This is a genomic window from Luteolibacter sp., assembly GCF_058122085.1.
Genome location: NZ_JBIKBQ010000060.1, coordinates 1 through 24,147 on the forward strand (window position 1 = coordinate 1; position 24,147 = coordinate 24,147).

Genomic DNA, 24,147 nt, shown 5'->3' on the forward strand with positions numbered 1-24,147 from the left:
ACGAATTTGAACCGCAGAGGTGCAAAGGGACGACGGGGTTTTGAGGATGGGATGAAGCGAAACGCGGAGTTGCGGAGGGAGAGGCGGAGCGGCGGGTGATGGTGAGGGGCGCAGGCGATATGGTTGCGGGGAAATAAGGGGACGCGGGGTGGGGAGTTAGGAATGTGTGGCGGCTGCCCCAGCCGGCATCCGACGCTCCGCTCCCGGCTGAGACAGCCGGGACACATTCACAGTCAAATCTTGATCCTTCGCCCGGATGGCTGGATGTTCGGCGCGTGCCTGCCCCGATCCCCGAAACTCCGCCTGCGGGCATCGCCTTGTTCGATCTTGACGGCACCTTGATCGCCTGGGACTGCCAGTTGTTATTCCGGCATTTCGTGGTCCGCCGCGAGCCGTGGCGGGGGATTTTCCTGCCGGTGTTCCTGGCGTTCCTGCCGCTGGCGGGACTGCTGCAGGCCGCCGGGATGAAGCGGGTTTTCCTCAGCTACTTGTGGCTGATGGACCGCGAAACCTTGGCCGAATACTCGCGGGAATTCGCGGTTTCCCTGATGCCGGCGATCTATCCGGAACTGCGCGGAAAGCTGGAACGCCACCGCGCCGCCGGCCATGTCCTGATCCTCGCCTCCGCCAGCCCGGAGTTTTACGCAGCGGAGATCGGCCGCGAGCTCGGCTTCCATCTCACGCTCGGCACGCCCGTCGAACTGGGCGCGTTTTTCCCGGATTTGGAAAATAATAAGGGCGCGGCGAAGGTGGAGCGCTTGAAGGAATTGCTGCCCGCGTCGTATTTCGAAAACGGCAAGTTGCGCCGTTGCCATGGCTACACCGACAGCTGCGCGGACCTGCCGATGCTCACGCTTTGCGACTCCGTCACCGTCGTCAATCCATCGTCCCGGCTCACCGCCCTCGCGGAAGAATCCGGCTGGGAAATCGTCCGCCCGGAGCGCCCGTGGAAGTCGCGGGTCGGGTTTGCCCGCCGCGCCCTCGCGCTGCTCCTCGGCATCGGTCAGAGTTCGACTTGAAAGAAATCCCGCATGACCTCCCGGTAGACGTCGCGCTTGAAGGCGGGCAGCCAGTCGAGATCGAACTCCACTGGCAGAATCCAGCGGTAGGCGCGGAATTCCCGCTGCTTTTGGCGCACGTTCACCTGCGGCGCGTCCGGCTTCAGATGGCAGAGGAAATAGGTTTGTTCCTGGCCGTGACTGCCGTGCTTGCGGAGTTTTTTCCCGCGCGCGCCCTGCGGATAAAGGTAGCGGTAGCCTTCGCGGCGGTCGATCACCTCGTAGTGTTTGGCCTCCAAGCCGACTTCCTCGCGGACCTCGCGGAACAGCGCTTCTTCGGGAGTTTCGCCCGCATCGACTCCACCTTGTGGAAATTGCCAGGCGCCCGGAATCGTCCAGCGCTCGCAAATCAACAGGTTGCCCGCTGAATTCACGACCAATGCGGCGACATTTGGACGGTAACGAACCATGGCTTTTTAGATGCCGTTTCAACCCCCGCGTGACAATCCTTAACTTTCCCGGATCTTGGCTGAGGCTTGATTGACCCGTCCCGGCAGATCCCGCGCTAACAACTTCCGCATCCCAATTCCTCGCTCGACCTCGTCGAGTTCGTGGGCTATTGGATGGCTCAGTGAAAAACGTCGTCACTATCGAGCCTGATCACGCTTCCGAGCACGATCAGCTGGTGCACGAAGCGCCGCCCCCACGTCGCTGGTCGCTGCCGGAGGTGCGGATCGTCGTGATCTATTTCATCGCCGCGAGCCTCTGGATCGTGGGTTCCGACCTGGTCCTGAGCAAGTCCCCGGTGGACGTGACCGAGTCCGGTTTCGTCCAGACGCTCAAGGGTCTCAATTTCGTCATCACCACCGCCATTCTGTTATTCCTGGTGCTGCGTCATGCTTACAGCGGATGGCGGCGTGCCGAGCTGGAGCGTATCGCGGTGATCGACCAAGCCCGCGAGAAATTCCGCAAGCTCTCCTCCCACGTGCAGTCGCTGCGGGAAAAAGACCGGACCTGGATCGCCCGTGAAATCCACGACGAGCTCGGGCAGCTGCTCACCGGCATCCAGATGCAGCTGCGCTTGATCGAAAACCGGCTCGAAGAACGCGAGGAGCGCGCTTTGAACCCGGTCATCGACAAGCTGGTGGAGACATCGAACCTGGTCGATGCCACGATCGCCTCGGTCCAGCGGATTTCCGCCGGCTTGCGGCCGAGCGCCTTGGACCATCTGGGGCTCGCCGCCGCCCTGACGGAGGAGGCCGAGCAGTTTTCCAGCCGCACGGGCATTCCTTGTTCCATCTCGATCACGAACGTCCCGCCGATGCTCCCGCCCGAGGTTTCCACCACGGTGTTCCGGATTTTCCAGGAAGCCCTGACCAACGTCGCCCGTCACGCGGAAGCCCGGAAAGTCGATGCGGCCATCTCCGTTAGCGATCAAGGGCTCATGCTGGTGGTCCATGACGACGGCAAGGGCATCGACCCGTCAGTCGTCGAAAACCCGAGATCCCTCGGCTTGATCGGGATGCTCGAGCGGGCGGAAAACGTCGGCGGCCAAGTGGTTTTCGCCCGCCATCCGGAAAAGGGAACCGTGGTGACCCTCACCCTGCCTTTGTCGGCCAACGCCAACTCCGATTTGCGCCATGAAAATCCTGATCATTGATGATCACGCCATCGTGAGACGCGGAATGGCTTCCTTGTTGCAGGAGCATTTCAAGGGCGTGGAAATCGGCGAGGCGGAGGATGCCAAAACCGGCCTTGCGGCGGTGATGAAACAGCCTTGGGATTTGGCGATGGTGGACATCAACATGCCCGGCCGCAACGGGCTCGAGCTCATCCAGGACCTCAGGGTCGAGAAGCCGGCATTGCCCGTCCTCGTCATCAGCAGCCATTTGGAAAAGGACTACGCCCTGCGCGCCCTGAAGTCGGGGGCCGCCGGCTACGTCTCCAAACAAAGCGCGGCGGACGTGTTGGTGACGGCGGTCCAGCGGGTTTTATCCGGTCGCCGCTACATCAGCCCTGCGCTGGCCGAGCAACTGGCAGGCGCGCTCGCCGGCGAATCCGCCGCCACCTCCCACGAAGCCCTTTCCAACCGCGAGCTCCAAGTGCTCCGGCTCATCGCGCTGGGTAAATCGATCAAGGAAATCAGCGCGGATCTGGCACTGAGCGCCAAAACCGTGGCCACCTACCGCAGCCGGATCGCCGAGAAAATGGGCTTGTCGTCCAATGTCGAACTCACCCGTTACGCCATGCAGCACGGCTTGGTGGATTGAGCCCGCTTGGGAAATGTCGGCATTTTTACCTACACGAAAATAGGCATAACTCCGCTTTCGATCTTGGAAATCCGGAGAATAATACAGGTGTTGGTTATGTGTTCATAAAGTTTGCCCGAGATCCGCGAGTGAGGGTCGCGGTAGGACAAAAAAAGGAACGCCGTCTTTCCGGGGGGGGAGGGCGGCGTTCTGCTTTTTCAAATGAAGCGCAAACTCACCAGTCCATGTTCTCGCCGCGCGAGTCGATGTGGGTGAAATTCCAATATCCGCCGACCCCGCCCTTGAAGAGGCCGCGGCTCCGCAGATTCCGCGCCGCGGCGGCCACTTGGGAGGCGCGCGCCGGGAATTTCACGTCCACGGCGACGTTCGCCTGGTGCCATGAGCCGGACTTGGCCCCTTCGCAATGCGCGTTGTAAGCCGGGCAGCGGTAGGCGGAAATGATTTCCACCTCGCTGACATTCATTTCGAGGGCGATCCGGTCGGCGACGCGCAGCGTGTATCCCATGCGCGTCCACCAGGTTTTCGGCGGCAAGGCGTTCCAGATCGAGCCGTGCGACTTCGCGTGAGCCTCGATCACCTGCTGCGGCGAGATGCTCCTCAGTCTCAGATTCGTGAGGTAGCGACTGTATTCCGGCAGCGACGAACCCTGATTTTGCGCCCATTCCTCGGGCACTCCTGACAAGTCGAGCCGCGGGTTTTCCTGGCGGATGCTCTGGCGGGCTTGAGTCTGGACGGTCACTTTCGGCGCGGAGCCGCTGTGAGAGCTCGCGGCGCTGGCCGAGGTGGAAGAGACCAGCAATCCGAGGCCGGCAAGGCCAAGGCCACCGATGACGCGACGGCGGTCGATCGGATTGGCTTCAAAAGGAGATGGGAGCGTTTCAGGGAAAATCATGAGAAATCAGAGGAAAGGAGCACGCTGGCCGAAGCGGATTGCGTGCCGAAGCACGGTTTTTCCGCAGCGAAAAGCTGCCGAATTCCCGTGGAACCAATCAGGCGGAGCCGATGCGACAAGCAAAAAAGACTGTAAAAAGACCCGGATAACAGAGCCATGTCCTTTGAAGAGGTCGCGCAGGACATGCTTCATGAACTCATCGAGTCCAATTTCAAGTTCTACAAGAAAGTTCAGGATGACGGGGAGATTTCAAAAGAACTCTTCGACCGCTTGTTTGAGCGGCGATACATTGCCGCCAAGAAACGTGACAAAAAGTGAGCGCATGCAAATTCCCGGTGTAAGGGCGGGAACACACTGAAACCGACATGCTCTTCCTCCAACAACTCCGCGGCGAGCTCCGCAAGCTCTTCGCCCGGCCCCGCACCTGGATGGGCTACGGCGCCTTCATCATCATGGAGGCCGTCATCCTGTTCGTTTACAAACTGCCCCGCAGCCAGAACTACATGCACGGCATGCTCGAGCGCAACGGCCTGGAATTCGGCACCTACTACAGCTCGCTGACCATCACCTTCACCATCATGCTGCTGAGCATGTTCCTGCTAGGCTCGATCTATTTCGCGCTGGTCGCCGGCGACATCGTGGCCAAGGAAAACGAGGACGGCAACCTGCGGCTCGTCTTTGCCCGGCCGATCAGCCGCCTGCGCCTGCTGCTGGTGAAATACACCGCCGTCTCGCTCTACACGTTTTCCTTCGTGTTCTTCGTCGGCATTTCCGGCTACGCCATGGCCGTCGCCGCCGTCGGCTGGGAAGGCGGCTTGTTCGTGATGGAGCCGAAAATGAAAGTCTTCGCCGCCTACCCCGACTGGTGGCAAGGCGCGGGCCGGCTCGCCCTATCCGCCGCCGGGATCGGTGTCAGCATGATCACGCTGTCGTCGATCGCGTTCATGTTTTCCTGTTTCAAGATCAAGCCCGCCGCCGCCACCATCATCACGCTGACGATTCTGTTTGTGGACATGATCCTGCAGGGCTTCCCGTTCTTCAAACCCTACGAAAGCTACTTCATCACCTGGCGGATGAGCGCCTGGGTCTTCATGATGGAGCAGCAGCTCTCGTGGCCGAAAATCATCGAGTCCTACGCGTTCCTGTTCGGGCTCAACGTCACCCTCTTCACCCTCGGCTGGCTCTCGTTCCAGACCCGCGACTTCAAGACGTGATCGGGAGGCGCCGCTTCTTCACCGACGTCCCGTCCGTCACCGTGTCCGGCGGGTGGAGCAGCACTTCGTCGCCGGCTTGCAGGCCGGAAACCACTTCTGTCAGACGGCCGTCCGTGTGGCCGGCATCGACCGCGGTGAGCTTGGCCTCGCCGTCCCGGAAAACGTAGGTCTTCCACGCGTTGCCCTCCCGGAACAAGGCACCGGCCGGGACGATAAGCACATCGTCCGCATGCCACACCGCCACGCGGACCTCGACGCGGAACCGGTCGCCCAGCGCCTTCGCGGCTTCTGGAATATCCAACAGATCACTCAGCACGATGACCCGCTGCTCCTCCACACCGAGGGCGGAAATCTTGGTGAACGCGGCGGGCTCCACCCGGCGGACGCGGCCCTTGAGCGGATTCTCGCCGCCCCATTGCTCGACCTCCACGGCATCGCCGGGACGGATCGTCACTGCGTCGCGGGAGAGGATTTCCGCCTCGATCTCGATGTCCGCGGGATCGCCGATTTCCAAAATCTGGGTGCCGGGCGTGACCACCATTTCGCTTTCCTGCATCACCTTGAGGACGCGGCCGGAAACGGGCGATTTCACATCGACAAGATTGCCGGCGGTGACCGACTCCGGACGCTCTAACGCGGCGCGGGCCTGCGCGAGTTCGTAGTCGATGACTTGCAGCGAAAACTCCGCCGCGCGGACTTCGGCGGCCCGCATCGCGGCGTCGCCTTCCGCGCGGTCGCGGTCGGTGTCCGAAACCGTGCCCACCCGCGTGACGGCGCGGATGCGGTCGCGGTCCGCCATGGCGATCTGCAAGGCGGACTGCTTGGCATCCAGCGACGCGACCGCCTGCTTGCGGGACGCCTCGTGCATCGAGACCAGCGCCTCCGCCTGCGCGCGGGCGCGGGGATCGAGCAGCGGCGGGACCACCGGCTCGATGGCGGTGAGCTGGGTTTCGCCGGCTTTCACCTCGTCGCCGGGCTTGAGCGGCACCCGGCGCATCTTCCCGGCGACGGGCGCGGCGACGACGTAGCGGTTCCTCACGCGGGTCTTGCCCTCCTCGGAAACGCGCACCGTCAGCGGGCCGCGGACGACCGCGCCGGTCTCGATGATGACCGGCTTCGGCCACAGTCCCCAGGCGATGAGCGACAGCAGGAATAGCCCGCCAAGCCAAGGCAGCGAACGGCGGACGAGGTGCTGCCCGTTCGGGCCGCGCTTGGTATCCCAAGGAGCGGTGGCGGCGGAGGTGTCGGGTGTGGCCATGGGTAATCGGATGATTATCTATCTGAAGAGATCGCTGTGGCTGCCCGTTCGTTCAAGGTAAAGGCACTCGTCCTCCACCCCGTAAATCAAGATCCAGTCCGGCTCGACATGGCAGTCACGAAAGCCTGACCAGTTACCAATCTGCGGATGATCTCGATGCCGCTCTTCCAGTGGTTCACCTGCCGCCAGGGCTCTCACCACGCCCTTGAGCTTCTCGATATCCTTCCCTCTCTTCCTCAGTTTTTTGAAGTCTTTCTTGAATTGGCGGGTTTGAAAAATGGACTTCATGCATTCCAGCTCTCAAAAAGTTCTTCAACGGAATCAAACTTCTCCAGATTCTTTCCCGCCCTTGAGTCCTCCAAGGCCTTGACCGTCTCCTCGTTGGGGATGACCACATCGAAAGGCAGGCCGTTTTTCAAAGCGATCTGGGTGTAGAACATCCGGATCGCCTCGGTCGGACTCAAGCCCAGGCGATGAAGAATCCTTTCAGCCTTCTCCTTGATCTCAGGCTGGATGCGACTGTGAACGGCGGCGGTTTTCATGATCCCAAGGTGTTGCGTTTGCAACGCGCTGTCAAATGAGGATTTTCAAGCGGGTGCCACTGAAAGCAGCTGCCAAATCCGCCGCAGGCCATGGACTGCGTGCAGCCTGCTGCCGCTTTGATGCTCGCAGCCTGCTGCGGCATGGATCGCCCGGAACCCACCCGCAGCCTTGGTGGAGAGGCAAAGCTCCGGCAACCTGCCATGGGCACCCGGCACTCTGCCGCAGCCCCGACGCGCAGCGGAATCCGTCCGCCGATGTCTCCATGGATCGTCAACCGGTGAGACCAGGCTCGTTTCACGGTCCTCGCATCGTTCAAAGCTTGTCCCGCCGTCTTCACCCTGGAACGGGAAGGCGAGGAGACCCTCCACAAAGCCGCCGTCATCCGCCGCGCCATCGAGCGCTGGCTGGCTGCGGGACAAGCTGCAAAAACAAAACGCATCCTTCTGCGCTATCGTCTCGCGATAATCCGCGTGAACCTTCATGGCTATCTCGGTGCTGCGGGCTTGTGCCTTAGCGTTCGCCTTATCGCGCTTCGCTATCACATCCGCATGGCTATTCTTAATTGCTCGTATCGCGTCCGCGTGTTCGTCCTTGAGTTTCGTTGTGGCCTCATGATCATCAAAAAAAATGAGATCAACGCCCGCAGCCATGCTTTGTTTCACGGCGCGGGCGATTCCTCCCGGACCATGGGAAATGGGAGCCATCGAGAAGTCGTCCGTGACTAACAGCCCGCGGAATCCCCAGTCCTCCCGTAAAAGACGGACGACAGCGGACGAACATGAGGCCGGATGATCGGGATCGAGTGAGCCCACCCGGACGTGGCCAAGCATCATCCCGGTGCCTGTGTTTGCCGAAATTTGCCGGAAAGGCAGCCAATCGGACGCTGCGAGTTCATGTGCGGGAATATTCAGGGTCGCTGCAAAATGATGGGTGTCGGCAGGCACCCTGCCGAGGCCGGGGAAATGCTTGAGAACCGAGGTGACTCCGTGCTTGGCGAGGGTCCGGACGTAAGTTTCCCCCACCATGGCGACTGTCGCCGGATCGGCGGCGAGGGCGCGGGTGGCGATCCGGCTGTGGAAATCCAGCGCATCGGGAGGATTGGACGGGCGTAAATCGACTACCGGCGCGAAGTTCAAATTGATGCCCGCTGCGGCTAACTCTTTGCCCTGGGCATCCGCATAGGCGGTCACCCGGCAGATGATTTCAGCGGCTCTGGCAGGCTGATGGGCGAGATCCGGGCCGTCGAGATCCTCCAGCAGGGTATGCAACGCCGGTTGCCGGGAAAGGGGAGGCGAGAGTTTCGCCACGGGTCCGCCCTCCTGATCGGTGGCGATCCACAGTGGCGGCAGCCCGGCTTCCCGGCGCACGGCCTGGAGCTCGTCCACGGTCCGCCGGATGTCGCTGACCGTTGAGTTCGCCGGGAAACTCCGGCTCGTGAGGAACACCCCGGCGATTCCCCCTTTCGCCGCTAGATCCTGCGTGTCCTGCTTGCCGAGCCAGCCAATGATGAGGTGATTCCCTAATCACCGCAGCCATCCACCATGGGATGACAAGCAATCGTGAACGGGAAATCAAAGCACGCACCCGTTGATCATCTTCCCGATCAACCCGGTTACACGCCTTTTATCGTGAATTCGGCGTGCGCGCTCCGTGAAGAAGCAGTGACTTTCCACTGACCGTGAAAAAGACAGCCACCACGAAGAGGCGCCCGTAAATGAATGCCAGCGACTTCAGGGGGCGCTTCCAACTCCACGTCCCGATCAGCCACTGCCGCCATCTTTGCCGTGTCGGGCGAGTCATCTTTGGAAAGTAACTTTCCCGCGGCGAATTGGCGAGGCTTACAAAGCAACCCGTTGAGCGGTCAAATGAGCGGATTCCTTCGATCTCACTTCCCTGCCGGCACGAGCCGCACGAGGCGGTCGGGGGCGTTGAGAATCACGTAGAGTAGTCCATCCGGACCCATGGCGACGTCGCGCACGCGGCCGATGTTCTTGAGGATGATTTCCTGGGAGACAACTTTCTTGTCCACGATGCGGAGGCGGCGGATTTCCTGTTGGGCGAGCGCGCCGACGAGCAGGTCGTTCTTCCATTTAGGGAACTTGTCGCCGGTGTAGAAATCCAAGCCACAAACGGCGATGGATGGCAGCCAGTAGGCAACAGGTTGTTCGATGCCCTCCTTCTCGGTGACGGACAGGATTTCCTTTCCGTCGGGACCGGAATAGCTCATCGGCATGCCGCTGTAGTTCATGCCGAGGGTGACGATCGGCCAGCCGTAGTTGGCGGCGGGCTTGATCAGGTTCAGCTCGTCGCCGCCGCGCGGGCCGTGCTCGGTGCTGTAAAGCGAACCGTCGCGCGGATCCATCACGAGGCCCTGCGGGTTGCGGTGGCCGTAGGACCAGATGCTTGGAATCGCGTCCTTGGTTTTCACGAACGGGTTGTCCTCGGGCACGCGGCCGTCGTCGTGCAGGCGGTGGATTTTGCCGTTGGGCCGGGAGAGGTCCTGGACTTCCATCAAGCCGCCGCGCTCGCCGATCACGAAATAGATATAGCCCTTGTCGAAAACGAAACGGGTTCCGAAGTGGACACCCGCGTCCGAGCGGAATTTCGGGTCGGGTCGATAGATCCATTGCTGGTCGGTCCACAGGTGGCCCTTGATCTTGCCGCGGACGACCGCGGTTAGGCAGCGGACCTCATCCTTGGCGCCCTCGCGTTTATCCCGCGTGCCGTCCGAAATGCCGAGGTAAACCCAGCCGTTTTTCGCGTAATCCGGGTGGAGCGCGACTTCCATCAGGCCGCCCTGGCCGTGCTCGATCACCGGTGGAATTCCCTCGATGATCTTCGGGTCCAGTTTCCCGTCGGCGGTGATGAAGCGCAACTGGCCGGACTTCTCCGTGACGAGTCTGCGGCCGTCGGGGAGGAAGGCGATCGCCCACGGATTTTTGAGCCCGTTTTCCACGAGGGCCTCGATGCGGTAGTCGTGCAGCTCGGTCTGGGTGACTTTGTCGGGCGATGGTTTCGGGAAACTCATCCCTTTGGCGAGAGTCTCTTTTTCCTTCTCGCGGAGGAAAATCACGAGTGAGCGGATTTGATCGCCGGTGAGAATGCCTTCCCAAGGAACCATGCCCAGCTGGAGATTGCCCTTGGTGATGGTTTTGAAAATCTCGGCGTCGCCACTTCCGTGTTTCCACACGCCATCGACGAGCGAACCGCCCTGGCCACCCTCGAACTTCGCGCCGTGGCAGCCCGAGCAGTTCTTGGCGTAGAGGTCTTCCACCTTGATTTTCTGGGCGGAGGCGATGCCGGCGAGGCAAAGCAGCATGGGTAGGAGCGTGCGCACGGCGGGAAGAGTCATGAATTCGCGTTGAAACGCAATGCGGGAATGGTTTCTGTCGCGCAGGTCTCAAAATTCCCACTCCGCGCCGATCCACAGTGAGCGCGGAGCGGCGTAGGTGCGGATCCCGTCGCTGCTCAGGCCGGTCTGGATGTCTTCGTCAAAGAGATTCTCGATGCGGATCTGGTAGATCGTCCCCGCGACCTGCCACGACGCACCGATTCGCACGGTGGTGAAATCCGGGATCGAGCGGCTGGCGAGCGCGTCGTCGTATTGCGAGGACCCGTATTCACAGCCTGCGAAAAACGACCAGCGATCCGTCGCCCGCCAATCGGCGCTGGCGATGAGGCGGAGGTCCGGTGCCTGTGGGAACGGTTTTCCATCCAACAACGGCTGATCCGGGGACTTGGTGAAATCGGTGCGTGACCACAAGCCGGCGAAGGCCAGCGTCACGGAATCCACGGGCAGCCACTCGATTTTCCCTTCGATCCCGCTCACCTGCGCCTGCTCCACATTCTGCCGCTGCGAGCCGCTGCCACCCGTCGGAATGGTCCCGAATATCTCCGTGATTTGTGCGGGATCGGTCACCGGCACGTTGGCGATGGCGTCGGAAATCCAGTGCTGAAAAACCGCGGCGCTCATTTTCAGGTTACTCTCCGGTTCCCAATCCAGCCCCGCCTCGATGCTGAAAAACCGCTCGGCGTCCAGATCCGGATTCGCCTCGACGATGTCGTTGCGGACACGAAACGGGCGGTGCAGCTCGTTCAAGGTCGGCAGCCGGAAAGCCGTGCCTGCGGAAATATTTCCTGACAAATCGTCCCGAAACTGGTGCGTCAGCTCGACCGCCGCCGATGGCTCGATGCCGTCCCGGTCGGTTTGTCTATCCCTCCGCAGCGCTGCTCCGGTCGCGAGCGAGGTCTCGTTCCTGCGCCCGTCGGTTAGCTTCCAGCCGTCAAGCCGGACGCTCGCATCGACGCGTGTCCGCTCGTCCGCCTGATGAGCCGCCGCGCCGAAGATCCCGGCGAACGCCTGGCCGCCGCCCGCTTCCCGAGCGCGGAAAGTGCCGACGGCTTCATTCGTCTCGCCGGATAGAAACCGGGTGTCCGCGCCGCTGCTGAAGGTCCACGCGCCGCCGCCGTCCCACAGCGTGGTGAACGCCGCGCCGGTGCCGCGGCCGGGCACATCGAACTGGTCCAGCGCCAGCGTTTCCGCCGTCCGGTCCGCATTGACCGAGCTGAACACCGACTCGAACTCCCGCCGCTGGTGCCAGGCCAGCGCCTGCCAGGAAAAATCGCCGTCATCCGAGGTGACCCGCAGCGCGAGGTCAAGCGCCTCGGTCGAGTTGCCGGTTAGGGGTGTGCCGTTGCCGCGGTTTTCCTGATACCAGGAAACCATCGGTTCGACGGTTAGTCCGGGTGCGGCGAGCCAGGTGAGTTTCAAATCCGCTCCGGCCAGCTCGGTGTCCAGCTTGCGGTCGATCGGGCCGCGCTGTGAGGAATCGACCGCGAAAAAGCCGTCGGTGTGAAGGCCGAAGGCGGAGAATGAAACCGCCCGCGTCTTGTCCGCGTTGGTCATCTGATGGGAAGTCGAGCCGCTGATAGTTCCCTGGCTGCCGCCGCCGACCTTAAGCGAGTGGCGGTTTTCAAACGGCGCGCGTCCGTTCATCTGGATCACTCCCGCCGGGCTCTGGTTTCCCCAGACTGCCGCCCTCGCCGCAGGCACGATGCGGATGGAATCGAGCGCCGCCGCATCGTAGCGCGCCCAGTAAACCCAGCCGCCGAACGGGTCGTTCTGCGGGATGCCGTCCAACAGAACCAAGGTCCGCGAGGCGGCGGTCGCTCCGGTGTTGCGGAGGCTCACGCCCGCCGAGGTCGGATTGCCGAAAACCGACGACTGCCGCCGATAGAGTGAGAACGCCGGCTCCTTCGCCAGCATCTCGTCGATGGTCCGCGGGGCGGCTTTTCGCAAATCGTCGCGGGACCACTCCGCCGGCGTGGTGGCCAGTCCCCCGCCCAACCGACGCTCCGCGAGCACGGTGATGGGAGGCAGAAGCTCGGACGATTGCCCAGATGCCTGGCATGCGGCCAACACTGTCAACAACAGGCCGGTTTTGATTTCGGAGATGAGGGCCGCTGCCATGGGTTGTTCCGCTCTGCCGGGAAACATCCATTGTTTCTGCGTGAACCCAAGAACTGTTTGAAGGAGAGTCGATTTCCGGAATTGGGTGCCTGGTCATTTCCCCGCGGCACGCAATTCATCGACGGTCCACGGAACGAATTTGCGCTTCTCCACGTCGGGCCGCAGCGCTTTGACTTCCTCGGGGGTGACGGGCTTTTCCTTGAGGTCGCCAAACGCGAACCTCACGAAGGTGGCGATCGAGGCGATTTCCGCATCGCTGACGTGACTGTGGCCGGGCATGACGGCGTTGAATTTCAGTTTGTTCACTTCGATCGGGCCGGAAAGGCCGCCGAGCACGATGCGCAGCAGGGTGTCGCGGTCGCCCTTGACCCACTCGGAGCCTGCCAGCGGCGGGAACGTTTGCGGCACGCCGCGACCATCCGCCTGATGGCACTCGATGCACGCCTTCATGTATAAATCGCGGCCGGTGATGAAGCGGTTAGGCACGTCCACCGGTGTCCTGTCGATTTCCGGCGGCGCGGCGAGGATTCGCTCGATGTGGCCGCGCAATCCGGCCGGCGCGGTGGTGGCGAATTTCACCAGCGCCTCGGGATCCGCACTGGCGGCGACGCGGGAAACGACGGCGAGGATTTCCTTGTCCTGCCAGGTCGTCGGCGGTCCTTCGCCGAACTTGGCGAGATCGACGCCGAGCAGCGTGAGGCCTTGGCGGCGCATGGCGAGCCTGGCCGCTTCTAGCAAGGTTCCGTCCATCGGCTTCACGCTGGAAACGAGTTTCCACAGAGCTGAGGAAACGGCCGCGTCCTGCGGCGCGAGGGCGGCGGTGGTGAGGACGTAAAGTTGTTCCCGCGGGCTATCGGCCTTCTCAAGAAGCTCCGGCAAGGCGGCGACCACGCTTGGGTCATTCGCGCCAAGTGCGATCATCGCATGACGGCGGACGAGCGGGTGCGGCGACTTGAGCGCGGCTGATAGGAAACCGCGCGCGGCACCGAGGCCTTCCAGCGTCCAGATCGCGTGAATGGCCGCGAGAGGCGCGTCGCCGGTGACGAGTTTCACTAACGAGAGGGCCGCCTCGTTTCCGCCTTGCTCCACGAGCAGACGCTGCGAGTGAAGCCGGATCAGCTGGGATGGGGAGGAAAGTCCGGCGATAAGCGTGGCGGGTTTGGAAGGATCGATGCCGGCTTCCCGGCGGACGGGAGTATTGGCCGGAACGATCCGCCAGATCCGGCCGTGGGTGGCGTCGCGCAGCGGGGTTTCGTAAGCGTTGCCCTTGCCGGGCCCCTTTTTTACACCGCTCTGATAGGGGCTGTGCGGCTGGTCGTAGTTGCGCGCCTGATTGAAATAACGAAAGACGACGTTGTGCTGGACGATCGGGTTATACCAATCCGCGATCCACAACGCGCCGTCCGGCCCGACACGCGCTGCCACCGGCGCGGCCCAGGCGTCCGAGCTGGCGAAGGCGTTGTTGCCGCGCAGCAAGGTCTGCTTCAACGAGCCGTTGTCGAGCACATCGCCGGTGGCGACGATGTGGCCCGTGGGCTCGCAGATGAAGGCGTTGTTGGTGGAGAACGTGCCGCCTAAAACGTCGTCCGTGTAATAATGGTGCCCGGCAGCTGCGGTATAGCTGCCGATTTGATCCACCTGGGTGACGTCCTTGGTGTTGGTGAAGATCTTGGTCAGCTTCAAGGCCTGCGGATTCTTCGCGCTCGGGTCCACCTTGACCGAGGTGTCGAGGCGCGGGGTTTTCGGCTGCGGGATCCCGCTGCCAGCGTAGGCTGCCGCGGGGATGGAGAGGATCCACGACGGGTTGTTGTTAGCCGTCGAGCCGGTGACGTCGCCTTGCTCGGTGAAGCCGAGGCCCCAGGTGTTGTTGGTGGTGTTTTGAAGCAGCTCCAACTTCGACAGGTCCGGGCGGAAGCGGAAAACGCCTTGGCCAAATTTGTGCTGCTTGCCATTCAGGTCGATGTCCACGCCGCTGTAGCCGACGGTGGCGTAAATCCAGTTGTCCAGGCCATAGAGAAACTGCGAGGTCGCGGCGTGGGTGTCGTGGATGTTCAGTCCGGTCGCCAGCACCTTGCGGATATCGGATTTCCCGTCGCCGTTTCCGTCGCCCAGATAGACGATGTCCTTGCCGTCGGTGACGACCACGCCGTCTTTGACAGAAACGCTGGTCGTGCAATGGCGCAGACCTTCGGCGAAGACCGTCATTTTGTCGGCGCGGCCGTCGCCGTCCGTGTCTTCAAGGATCTTGATCTTGTCCTGACCGCTGCCGGGCTCGTCGGGGACATTGTTAGGATAGCCGAAACTCTCGACCACCCACGCGCGGCCCCTGGTGTCCCAGTCGATGGAGATCGGGTTGATGACCATCGGCTCGCAGGCGAACAGCACCAGTTTGGTGCCGGCGGGAACCTGGGTGTGCGCGGCGCTGTCTGCGGGGGAAAGCGGTTTCTGCAGCTCCATCATCGGGATCTCCGGATGCGTGCGGTTCTCGATTTGAGGAACCTCCGTTTCAAGCGGTGGAAGCTTGAATCCGGCGAACTCCCCGGCTTTTTTCTCGCCGATGGCCCAGAGGATGCCACGTTTCACTAGAATCTGATAGGCCTCCTGGTCCCAGCAACGAAGGTCGTGGCCGCTGGCGGTGTAGAAGACGCGGCCCTTGCCCTCGGTGCGGGTCCATGTCCATGGCTCGGGTTCGGTCTCGCCCTTGTTCATCGGCTCGCGGACCTGGAGCAGGTGGCGGTCCGCGGTGAGGTCCATGTGCTGATAGGTCTCGTCCCACGATTTGAGCACGGGCAGGTCCTTGGTGATCGGGTGCTCGGTATCGACGGTTTTCGGGCTGAATTCAAATCCTTCGTGGCTCTTGAAGCGACCTCCGACGAGGTCGAACCAGTCATTGGACGGGTGGAAATTCCCGCAGGCGCTGTGCAGGGCGACGAGCGCCCCGCCATCTTTCACCCATGGCAGGATCGCTTCCGGCACCTTGGCTTTTTCATGGTTCGCATAGACGATGAGGGCGTCATACAAATCGAGGTTCGCGCGGGTGACTTTGTCGAGATCCTCGATGAAGGTGAGGTTGAATCCCTGCGGGCCGAGGGCTTGCTTGAGGACGCGGTAGCGTTCGAGCGGGTCGTGATGGCCGTTGTCGCCGAGGAACAGGACTTCCAGCCGCCGGGCCTCCGCCGCGGCCGGGATGACGGCCAGCAAGCTGACGAAGGCGATGGATAGAACTCGGCAGATCATGGGTTTTTGCAATTTGAGGTAAGGGTTTCCGCTGAAATCACTTCAACGAGTTGATGTAGCTGAACAAGTCGGCAACCTGTTTTTCACTGAAGCCTTCGATCAAGCCCTCCGGCATGAGCGAGCGTTTTGAGATAGTGTGATTGGCAATAGATGCGAGCGGGATGACTTTGGGATCGGCCCCGATCGGCCGGATCGTGAGCGACTCCTTCGTTTCCTCGACCAAAAACCCGCTGATGAGCGATCCGTCGGTGAGCGAGACATCGTGGCGATAGTAGCCGCTTTCGAGCTGGGCATTAGGATCGAGGACGTTGCGCAGGACGGCCTGGATGCCCATGGCTCCGACGCCGCTGAGGTCCGGTCCGATTTGCTGGCCCTCGCCTTTCACCAGATGGCAGATCATGCAGCTCGCTTGGAAGAGGGCGCGGCCGGCCGCCGGATCGCCCGGCTTCCCTGTCATCGCAGTGAATTTCGCGAACTTCGCGGCAGCCGCAGCGGCCTCGGCGGGAGTCACAAGGGCCGGGAAATCATGAGTCATTTCCGTGCCAAGGTTGCCAGGAGCCTCACCCGTGAACTTGTTTAGCAAATGCTCGGGCGTTTCCTGGCCGAGTCTCGTGCGAAAGCTTGCCCGGATCTCGTCTGCGGATCGCGCGACATTCCAGATCCTGAACTCGTCGTATCGCGCGGCAGCTGGCTGGCCGGTGTTGGCCTCGCCGATCTTTAATCCTACAAGCGGCTCCCGATAGGGGCGGCACTTGTCCTGATCGAGCTCACCATCGAAATAGAACCGGAAATTCCCCTCCGCATCCCGCGTGACCGCGCAATGGACCCACACGTCCGGAACAAGCGCCCGATTGGCTGTTATGAGATTGCCAGCGTCCTTTCCTCCATAAACGCGCAGCCGGCTTTGATAGAAGTTGAAGTCCGCCCCGCCTGCGGTGCCAAGCAGGCTGTCGTTGTTGTCGATGCCGGGATCGAACTTGATCCAGGTCTCAATGGTGAATGGTCCAGTTAGGTCGAGCGGTGCTTCTTTCCCGCCCTTGTCGGGCGCACGGATCACGGGTCGGAACATGCCCGCCGTCTTCTCCATCAGGGCCGCCAGCGAGGCATCCCCGCGGCCAAGCGCCGCGATCAGTTTCTCGAAGCCCCCGGCATCAAGTCCGGGAAATGCTCCGCCTGAAGCGGCTTTTGCAAACGCCACGGCTTTCTCCTTCGACGACGTCAAGCCATCGACTGCGATCGTCCGCACCGCGCCGGGAAGCTTCGCCCAGCGGGCTGCCAGGAGATCGACGCTCTTGATGTCCGAGGAAAACGCCAGCGCGCTGGTGGCTTCGCGCCTCACCGCATCATCCGGATGGTCCAGCAAACCCGCGAACAAATCGACACGGTTAGATTCGATTTCGCGCAGCGCGGAAAGCGTCTGGACCAGGTCATCCGGGCGGGCACCCGCCTTGATCTCCGCGGCGATCACCGGCTCAAGCGAAGCCAGGCGGAACAACCGCACCAGCTTCAGCACCAACGCGCGATCCTCGGCATTCGGTGACTTGGAGAGCATTGCCTCACACGCTGCGGAAACCGCAGCCGCGAGGACGGGATTCGCCAGGGAATTGGCATCGAGACGGGTTAGATTCTGCAAGACCGGCTTCCGGCGCGCCTCGTCGCCGAGTAACAACTGGAAGGCCGCCAGCACCGCCGGTTGGGTGATCTGGGCGCCTAACAATGTCAGTTCGTCCTTTGTCAGCGGCCGGGAAAGTGAAGGCAGGTCCTTCACCAGCAAGGCTGCCGCGGACGCGGGCTCCAGTGCGAGGATCGCCAGCAAGCGGCTTTCCTGCGAAAGCGAGCGATCCGACTCCAGCATCTTCGCCGTTTCATCGGAATGCGTTTCCATCGCCCAGCGGGCAAGGTAGCGCTCGAACTCGCGGTCGTATTTTCCCCACTGGCCGGCGGCATCGAGCGGTTCACGCCCCAGCCGGGCGACGAGCGCCATCATTTCCGGCGACGGCGCACGATGGCCGCGCACCGCATTCGCCAGCGCCGCGCGGACCCGGTAGCTCGGATCGTCCGGGGTTTTGTCTAACAGAGAAACGAACTCCGCAGGAGCAATCTGAAGCTCTCCGGCCGCGCGAACAGCCTGATAGCGGACCGCTGACGAGGGATCGGCGATGAAGGATTGCAGAATGGCGGGAGTGACGGCCTTGCCGAGTTCCAGCGCCCAAAACGCATCGAGCCGGTGAGCCATCGCTGCCTTGGGGTCCACCGTGATCCTGGCAAGTTTCGCGAGGGTTCCAGGATTCTTCCGCTCGCCCAACCAAGCCCACGCCATGGCCGCCGTGCGGGCGGACGGACCGCCTAACACACCGATCACCTTGTCGTCGGAAATCGCCGTTAGGTTCACCGGCGCGGGCGTCTCCGCGCCCACCGGGCGGATCCTCCAGATGCGACCGCGGGTCTTGTCGCGGTCCGGATGGGCTCTCGGCACCTCGTTGTGAGAGATGATCTTGTTATACCAGTCCGCGATGTAGAGAAAGCCATCGGGGCCGAAGTGGATCGACACCGGTCGGAAGCAGGGATCGCTGGAAACAAGAAAGTCCTCGCGCTTGGAATACTCCGGATGCCGGTTTTCCTCCACCTTGGTCGTGATCACCTGGATGCGCCCGGTGATCGGGTTGGCGACATAGATCACGTGATCACCGCCATAGGCTTTGGCAAAGGCGCTGTCCCGATCCTCAGCGACGGCGAGGCCACTGAGGCCGGTGCCGCCCATGATCGGTTTCATCGATGCCGGAATCTGCGGCGCGTAGGGGCGAAGCTTTTCATTCGAGCCGGTCGCGTAGTGGGTGCCGGGCTCATACTCCGTGACTGGAATTCCCATGTCGTTGGCTTCCTGGAGGAATGTTTCACCGGCACGGGTCTGGAAGAAGCCCCAGATGTTGTTAGGTCCTGCGCTGACGAGTTCGAAGTCACTGCCATCCGGTCGGAAGCGGGCGAGCTTGCAGGCTTTGAAAGCTTTCTCCTTCGAGCCGTCCGCGAACGGGAGACCACCCGGACGACGCACGGTCGAGTCATTGAAAAGCCCCTGCGCCACGTAGATCCAACCACCCGGCGCCCTCTCGAACTGGTGCGGCAGGAGGTGCGAGTCCTGGATGCCGAAGCCCTCCAGCACGACGTCGAACTTGTCGGCTTTTCCATCCTTGTCGGTGTCGAGGTAGCGACGGATTTGCGAGCCGTATTGGACGAACGCGCCATTGCCATCGAGATCGGGCAATAGCCCCATAGGAAGCGCCAATCCCTCGGCAAACACCCGTGCAGTCTGCGGTCCGGATCGTTCCGGATGATCGATCACCAGCACTTGGTCTTTCCCCCCACGGGCATAGAGTGCCTCGGCGTTGGCGCGGTTTTCATTCGCATCCACCGGATACTCGAGCGCGGTCATCGTCCACAGCCGTCCGCGGGCATCCCAGGCCATGGTGATCGGTTTGCCGACGCCCTGTTCCTCGGACGTCACCAGTTCAGCGACGAAGCCCTCGGGAAGTTGGAAGGACTGACGCTCCTCCTCGGGAGTTTTTGCAGCGGAGCCCTCGGTCTTCTGCTGTTTAATGGCCGGCTTCGGGGCCTTCCACGAGGGGGCACCCGGAGTCGCGGGGAGTTCGGTGATGGAAATGTCCTTGAGCTGCACCAGCAGTGTTCCGCCAGCGTGGACCTGGATGCCGAGCTTGCCATCGAGTGGAATCGCAGGGTCGGTTTCTGTGAAATCGACCGCTGGCTGGCCGTTGATCCATGAGCGGATCTGGCGGCCTTCACAAACAATCCGGTAATCGTTCCATTCCCAATCCTTCACCACCTTCGCCAAGGCTGCTGAGTCCACCGGGCCGGTGAGCTTCTTGTCCCGACGATGCTCATCGTAAAGATCCCCCCAGTAGCCGATCCCCGCATCGACCTGATAGCCAGACATGTGTGGCTTGCCTGCGTCGCGCGCGCTACGCACCTGCATGCCGGAATTCATGAAGCCCGCGCCCTTCACCAGGCGGATCTTGAAGGTGAGCTCGAAGTTCTGGAATTCACGGGCTGAACTGAGAAAGAGATTCGTCGGGACCTTCTGCTCCAGCGAGCCGCCGACGATCATCCCTTCCTTCACCTGCCACCACTTCTCCTCTCCGGCGGGCATTTCCCAGCCAGCGAGGGATTTTCCATCAAAAAGGGGAACCGGTGCCGCATCCGCCAGTGGCAGCGCGGTTAGCAAAATCAGAAGCCACTTCATAAAATCAGTTTTCAAAATCGAATACCGTGACCCGCGCCAATCGTGGCACGACGATATCCTTCACCCGCTCGTGCTCAGGATGGGGCAGATAGATATCGCGGTTGGCTGCGGTGTCGAATGTCATGACGAAGCCGTGGGTGAAGCCGTCATTGAGGCCTTCCGGGCTGTCGTAAGGACCGTGCTCGACCGAGAGCAGGCCGGGGATTTTACCGACCATCGCGGACATCTCCGCAAAGCATTCGTCGATTTGTTCCGGAGTGATCTCCGGGTGGAATTGGAACATGCCGTAGTGTCTTATCATGGATGTGTGGGGTTAAATTCTAGCAACTTTCATCAGTCCGAGCAGTTTTTGCGCGCAGGCTCTGGCGAAGGCCGGGCTGTTGATCTCTTCCTCGAAATCTTCGACCGGGACCTTCGCGTGGGTGTGGATCGCCTCGAAAAGCGCTTCATCCGCAGCGGGATCATGGAACGGCTGGCCGGCGGCGCTGATGATGCTGATCGCCCTTTTTGGAATCATGACCACCGCTGGAGCCTCGTAGCGGTTGACCTTCTCCGCGAGGATGCGGCCCAGGGCGGCGGATTCTTCCGGCGTGGTCCGCATCAGCGTGACCTGCGGGTTGTGGATGTAGAAATTCCGGTCCGTGAATTTTGCGGGGACCGAGTCGCGTTCACCGAAGTTCACCATGTCGAGGCAGCCCGGCGCGATGACGGCGGGGATTGCAGCCTTGCCGACGGCGTCCATCCGCTCGGGTCCGGCGTTGAGGACTCCACCGACGAGTTCGTCCGCCCATTCGGTTGTGGTTAGATCGAGGACCCCGGCGACCAGGCCGCTCTCGATCAGCGATTCCATCGATCTGCCGCCCGCCCCGGTGGCGGCGAAGACGAGGACTTCGTAGCCCGCTTCCTCAATGATGCGCTTCGCCTCGGTGACGCAGGCGGTGGTGTTGCCGAACATGCTGGCGACGACTAACGGCCGAGCCTCGTCGATTTGGATTTCCACTTCCACCATCCCGCAAATCGCCCCGGCGGCGCGGGAGAAGATGATGCGCGAGAGTCGGTTCAGTCCGGCGATGTCGGCGATGCTTGGCATCATGACGATGTCCTTGGTGCCGAGATAGTGCGCAGTGTTTCCGGAGGCCAGCGTGGAAACCATGAGTTTTGGAAACCCCATCGGCAGGGCGCGCATCGCCGCGGTGGCGATCGCCGTGCCGCCGCCACCGCCGAGGGAAATGACGCCGTCGATCTCGCGCGCGGCTGCGAGTTTCGCCAGAAAGAGCGGTGCGGCCTGGCTCATCGCCACCACGCATTCGCCGCGGTCCTTGCGGGTGAGAATTTCCGCGAGATCAATCCCGGCGAACGCGGCGACCTGCTCGCGGGTGAAGTTCGGGACCACGGTTGGCGGGCCGCCGGTGCCGACGTCGATCAGCAGAACCTGATGGCCACGGGCGCGGATCCACGCGGCGACGAAAGCGTGTTCCTCACCCTTTGAGTCGAGTGTTCCGAGAACGGCGATGGTGGCCATGGTGTTAGTTCTTCCGTTTGACGGAAATGGATTTGAACTGGCGGGTGATGTTGGTGAGTGACTCTTCCACGCCCATGCGTTCGAGGCTCGACGCGCCGACGAAGCCGACGCAATCGGTGGCCTGGATCACGCGGTCCGCGTCTTCCGGGGTGTTGATCGGGCCGCCGTGGCAGAGGTAGAAAATGTCGTCGCGGACGGTCTTCGCGGCGTCGATGATGTCTTGGGTGCGCTTGATCGTTTCCTCCCAGCTCACCACCGCGTTGGTCACGCCGATCGAGCCGCCGACGGTGGTGCCGACGTGGGCGATGATCGCGTCCGCGCCGGACTTCGCCATTTCCACCGCTTCTTCCGGGGTGCCGACATAGACGATGGAAAACAAGTCCATCTTGCGGGCGAGGGCGATCATTTCGAACTCCTTCTTCACGCTCATGCCGGTTTCCTCAAGCACGCTGCGGAAGTGACCGTCCACGATCGTGTGGGTGGGGAAATTGTTCACGCCGGAGAAGCCCATGTTCTTCACTTGGCCGAGCCAATGCCACATCCGGCGGCGCGGGTCGGTGGCGTGGACGCCGCAGATGACCGGGACTTCCTCGACGATGGGGAGTACCTCATATTCGCCGATTTCCATGGCGATGGCGTTGGCATCGCCATAGGCCATCAAGCCGGCGGTCGAGCCGTGGCCCATCATGCGGAAGCGGCCGGAATTATAAATGATGATGAGATCGGCGCCGCCCTTCTCGATGAATTTCGCGCTGATTCCCGAGCCCGCGCCGGCGGCGATGATCGCCTGGCCTTTCGAGAGCGTGTCGTTGAAGCGCTCGATGACTTCCGTGCGGGTGTAGGGATTTCCTTTTCCAGTCCATGGGTTCGGCATGGCTTTTGATTACGGCGGGGCATGGCGGCGTCAATCGTGGAAGGTGAAACGGAGTCCACTTTCGGCTATCCCGATTCCACATCGTCATCCAGCATCGCGCCGCCATCCATGAAAGAGTCCGGACCCGCAAGTCAGCCAGAGGATATCGAGATCCTCGGGAAATCGACGCGCTATCAGGTCGTGCGGGCGGATGTCTCCGACCTGCGCGGCTGGATGCAGGACGGTCCGGTCTGTCCGCTGCTCGGCCAGCACCACATTTCCCATTGCGGGATCATGAAAGCGGTGCCGCCGTTTGAAATCGTGCGGGCGGATCAAAGCGGGACTTTCATGCTGGCGTGTATGGAGGGTGAGGGCGTGATCCTCGCTGACGGACAATGGAAGCGCATCCGGGCCGGTCAGGCCTGCCTGCTGCCGCCGTTCGTGATGAACGCGCTCAAGTGCCTGCCGGGGAAGAAGTGGAGTTTTGTCTGGGTGCGGTATCGCGAATCGCGTGAATCGCGGCCGATTCTCTCCTCGCTTTCTCCCGTCGCCGGAAATTTCGACACAGCTCCGCTCAAGGCGGCGATCGAAGGGCTGCACGCGGAAAGCAGCTCGGCTAACGGGGCATCCGCGCTGCACCATTGGAGCGAGCTGGTGCACCACTATGTCGTGCGTTTCGCCCAGCCCCATTCGTCGGACGACCGGCTGTGGCGGCTGTGGCAGCGGGTGGAGACGGACCTGGCGCGGGGGTGGTCGTTAGAGGAACTCGCCGCCGCCGCTTGCATGAGCGGAGAGCACCTGCGGCGGCTTTGCCGGAAGGAAATCGGCCGGAGCCCGATGCAACACCTGACGCACCTGCGCCTTCAGCGGGCGCGCCATTTGCTGTCGGTCACCGACGACAAGGTCGAAGTGATCGCGAGGGCGGTTGGATTCGAGAGCGCGTTCACGTTTTCCAACACCTTCTACAAATGGATCGGCTGGCGGCCGTCCGAGTTCCGGCGCTAGCAGCCGCGCAGCGACGCCCAGGGCTCCTCGCCGCTGACATCGACGAGAAACGGCCCGGTGGCGGCTCCCGGCGAGAGGATGGCGAGGATCACCGCGTCCTTGCCGCTGAGGTTGAAAGTGGCGTGGACGACGCCGGGCGGCATGTGCGCGACCTCGCCGACCTTGAGGATTTGCTTTTCCTCGCCGACCCATTGCTCGACCTCGCCCTCGATGACGTAGATCGCCTCTTCCAACTCGGGATGGTGATGGAAATCATGGCCCTCGCCGGCGGGCAGGACGGCGCGGCAGATTTGCAGGTCCTTGGCGTTGGTGATCTCCGGACGGCACATCCAGTAGTTCGTGCGGCCCTTGAAGTCTTCCTTCATGGCCTCGGCTTGGGTGATGAATGGGGTTTTGTTCATGATTTTGATCGGGTGACGATTTCGGCGGGCAGCGGACCGGTTTGCTAGAAATAGGCGCTCAGGACGTATTGGAGCAACATTCGCTGGGTGGTGAAATACGCACCGTTGAGGGCGATGGCGTGGCGCATGATGTCGAGAAAGCGGTCTCGTTCGTTATAGTAAAGCGGAATCACGACGCGCTCGATTTTTTCATAGAGCGACGCGGCGTCGAGCGGCGTGGTTTGTGCCG

At 62.0% G+C, this 24,147-nt stretch carries 21 protein-coding genes; 6 read left to right on the forward strand and 15 right to left on the reverse strand.

The window, feature by feature from the left end; all coding sequences use genetic code 11:
• The first annotated feature begins 275 nt into the window (after positions 1-275).
• On the forward strand, positions 276-1,019 hold the full coding sequence (locus AC4DF4_RS10475) for an HAD family hydrolase (RefSeq protein ID WP_490048072.1): 744 nt from the start codon (positions 276-278) through the stop codon (positions 1,017-1,019).
• On the opposite strand, the gene AC4DF4_RS10480 is transcribed toward AC4DF4_RS10475, so the two are convergent.
• Positions 1,004-1,468: an NUDIX domain-containing protein gene (locus tag AC4DF4_RS10480; RefSeq protein WP_490048073.1), complete on the reverse strand. Its 465-nt coding sequence runs from the start codon at positions 1,466-1,468 to the stop codon at positions 1,004-1,006. The two genes, AC4DF4_RS10475 and AC4DF4_RS10480, sit on opposite strands and share 16 nt — an antisense overlap.
• Before the next feature lie 161 nt (positions 1,469-1,629).
• On the opposite strand from AC4DF4_RS10480, the gene AC4DF4_RS10485 reads away from it, so the two are divergent.
• Both AC4DF4_RS10485 and AC4DF4_RS10490 read left to right on the forward strand, forming a co-directional pair.
• Positions 1,630-2,658 (forward strand): sensor histidine kinase, encoded by a 1,029-nt coding sequence (locus tag AC4DF4_RS10485; RefSeq protein WP_490048074.1) that lies wholly within the window; start codon positions 1,630-1,632, stop codon positions 2,656-2,658.
• Positions 2,639-3,268 carry a response regulator gene (locus tag AC4DF4_RS10490; protein WP_490048075.1) on the forward strand — a complete coding sequence of 210 codons (630 nt, stop codon included), beginning with the start codon at positions 2,639-2,641 and terminating at the stop codon, positions 3,266-3,268. The genes AC4DF4_RS10485 and AC4DF4_RS10490 overlap by 20 nt, the downstream gene beginning before the upstream one ends.
• Before the next feature lie 214 nt (positions 3,269-3,482).
• Here AC4DF4_RS10490 and AC4DF4_RS10495 read toward each other — a convergent pair whose 3' ends face one another.
• The gene (locus AC4DF4_RS10495) at positions 3,483-4,160 is read right to left on the reverse strand and encodes a D-Ala-D-Ala carboxypeptidase family metallohydrolase (RefSeq protein ID WP_490048076.1); all 678 of its coding nucleotides are present in this window, start codon (positions 4,158-4,160) and stop codon (positions 3,483-3,485) included.
• A gap of 156 nt (positions 4,161-4,316) precedes the next feature.
• Here AC4DF4_RS10495 and AC4DF4_RS10500 point away from each other — a divergent pair, with 156 nt between their 5' ends.
• Both AC4DF4_RS10500 and AC4DF4_RS10505 read left to right on the forward strand, forming a co-directional pair.
• The gene (locus AC4DF4_RS10500; protein ID WP_490048077.1) at positions 4,317-4,478 is read left to right on the forward strand and encodes a hypothetical protein; all 162 of its coding nucleotides are present in this window, start codon (positions 4,317-4,319) and stop codon (positions 4,476-4,478) included.
• Positions 4,479-4,525: 47 nt separating this feature from the next.
• Complete coding sequence (locus AC4DF4_RS10505; RefSeq protein WP_490048078.1) at positions 4,526-5,374, forward strand: ABC transporter permease; 849 nt, start codon at positions 4,526-4,528, stop codon at positions 5,372-5,374.
• On the opposite strand, the gene AC4DF4_RS10510 is transcribed toward AC4DF4_RS10505, so the two are convergent.
• From AC4DF4_RS10510 to AC4DF4_RS10560, 11 genes are all read right to left on the reverse strand, one after another.
• Positions 5,364-6,632 (reverse strand): efflux RND transporter periplasmic adaptor subunit, encoded by a 1,269-nt coding sequence (locus AC4DF4_RS10510; RefSeq protein WP_490048079.1) that lies wholly within the window; start codon positions 6,630-6,632, stop codon positions 5,364-5,366. The genes AC4DF4_RS10505 and AC4DF4_RS10510 overlap by 11 nt on opposite strands.
• A gap of 18 nt (positions 6,633-6,650) precedes the next feature.
• On the reverse strand, positions 6,651-6,920 hold the full coding sequence (locus tag AC4DF4_RS10515) for a type II toxin-antitoxin system YafQ family toxin (protein ID WP_490048080.1): 270 nt from the start codon (positions 6,918-6,920) through the stop codon (positions 6,651-6,653).
• Positions 6,917-7,174, reverse strand: coding sequence for a type II toxin-antitoxin system RelB/DinJ family antitoxin (locus tag AC4DF4_RS10520; RefSeq protein ID WP_490048081.1), 258 nt, complete (start codon positions 7,172-7,174; stop codon positions 6,917-6,919). The genes AC4DF4_RS10515 and AC4DF4_RS10520 overlap by 4 nt, the downstream gene beginning before the upstream one ends.
• Positions 7,175-7,219: 45 nt before the next feature.
• On the reverse strand, positions 7,220-8,683 hold the full coding sequence (locus AC4DF4_RS10525) for a glycoside hydrolase family 3 N-terminal domain-containing protein (RefSeq protein ID WP_490048092.1): 1,464 nt from the start codon (positions 8,681-8,683) through the stop codon (positions 7,220-7,222).
• Between the two features lie 377 nt (positions 8,684-9,060).
• Positions 9,061-10,527, reverse strand: coding sequence for a PQQ-dependent sugar dehydrogenase (locus AC4DF4_RS10530; RefSeq protein ID WP_490048082.1), 1,467 nt, complete (start codon positions 10,525-10,527; stop codon positions 9,061-9,063).
• Between the two features lie 48 nt (positions 10,528-10,575).
• The gene (locus AC4DF4_RS10535) at positions 10,576-12,645 is read right to left on the reverse strand and encodes a TonB-dependent receptor (protein ID WP_490048083.1); all 2,070 of its coding nucleotides are present in this window, start codon (positions 12,643-12,645) and stop codon (positions 10,576-10,578) included.
• Between the two features lie 93 nt (positions 12,646-12,738).
• The gene (locus tag AC4DF4_RS10540; RefSeq protein ID WP_490048084.1) at positions 12,739-15,882 is read right to left on the reverse strand and encodes a PVC-type heme-binding CxxCH protein; all 3,144 of its coding nucleotides are present in this window, start codon (positions 15,880-15,882) and stop codon (positions 12,739-12,741) included.
• A gap of 37 nt (positions 15,883-15,919) precedes the next feature.
• Positions 15,920-20,137, reverse strand: coding sequence for a PVC-type heme-binding CxxCH protein (locus tag AC4DF4_RS10545; protein ID WP_490048085.1), 4,218 nt, complete (start codon positions 20,135-20,137; stop codon positions 15,920-15,922).
• A 4-nt stretch (positions 20,138-20,141) separates the two neighbouring features.
• Positions 20,142-20,438, reverse strand: coding sequence for a Dabb family protein (locus AC4DF4_RS10550; protein WP_490048086.1), 297 nt, complete (start codon positions 20,436-20,438; stop codon positions 20,142-20,144).
• A gap of 12 nt (positions 20,439-20,450) precedes the next feature.
• Positions 20,451-21,659, reverse strand: a complete 1,209-nt coding sequence (locus tag AC4DF4_RS10555; protein ID WP_490048087.1) for a Tm-1-like ATP-binding domain-containing protein — start codon at positions 21,657-21,659, stop codon at positions 20,451-20,453.
• Positions 21,660-21,663: 4 nt separating this feature from the next.
• Positions 21,664-22,533, reverse strand: a complete 870-nt coding sequence (locus AC4DF4_RS10560; RefSeq protein ID WP_490048088.1) for a phosphoenolpyruvate hydrolase family protein — start codon at positions 22,531-22,533, stop codon at positions 21,664-21,666.
• A 108-nt stretch (positions 22,534-22,641) separates the two neighbouring features.
• On the opposite strand from AC4DF4_RS10560, the gene AC4DF4_RS10565 reads away from it, so the two are divergent.
• Positions 22,642-23,517, forward strand: a complete 876-nt coding sequence (locus tag AC4DF4_RS10565; protein WP_490048089.1) for an AraC family transcriptional regulator — start codon at positions 22,642-22,644, stop codon at positions 23,515-23,517.
• Here the strand turns inward: AC4DF4_RS10565 and AC4DF4_RS10570 are convergent.
• A complete protein-coding gene (locus tag AC4DF4_RS10570; RefSeq protein ID WP_490048090.1) occupies positions 23,514-23,918 on the reverse strand; it encodes a cupin domain-containing protein in 405 nt (134 codons plus the stop codon). The genes AC4DF4_RS10565 and AC4DF4_RS10570 overlap by 4 nt on opposite strands.
• Before the next feature lie 44 nt (positions 23,919-23,962).
• Positions 23,963-24,147 (reverse strand): hypothetical protein (locus tag AC4DF4_RS10575; RefSeq protein ID WP_490048091.1); only part of this gene is annotated, 185 nt, incomplete at its 5' end.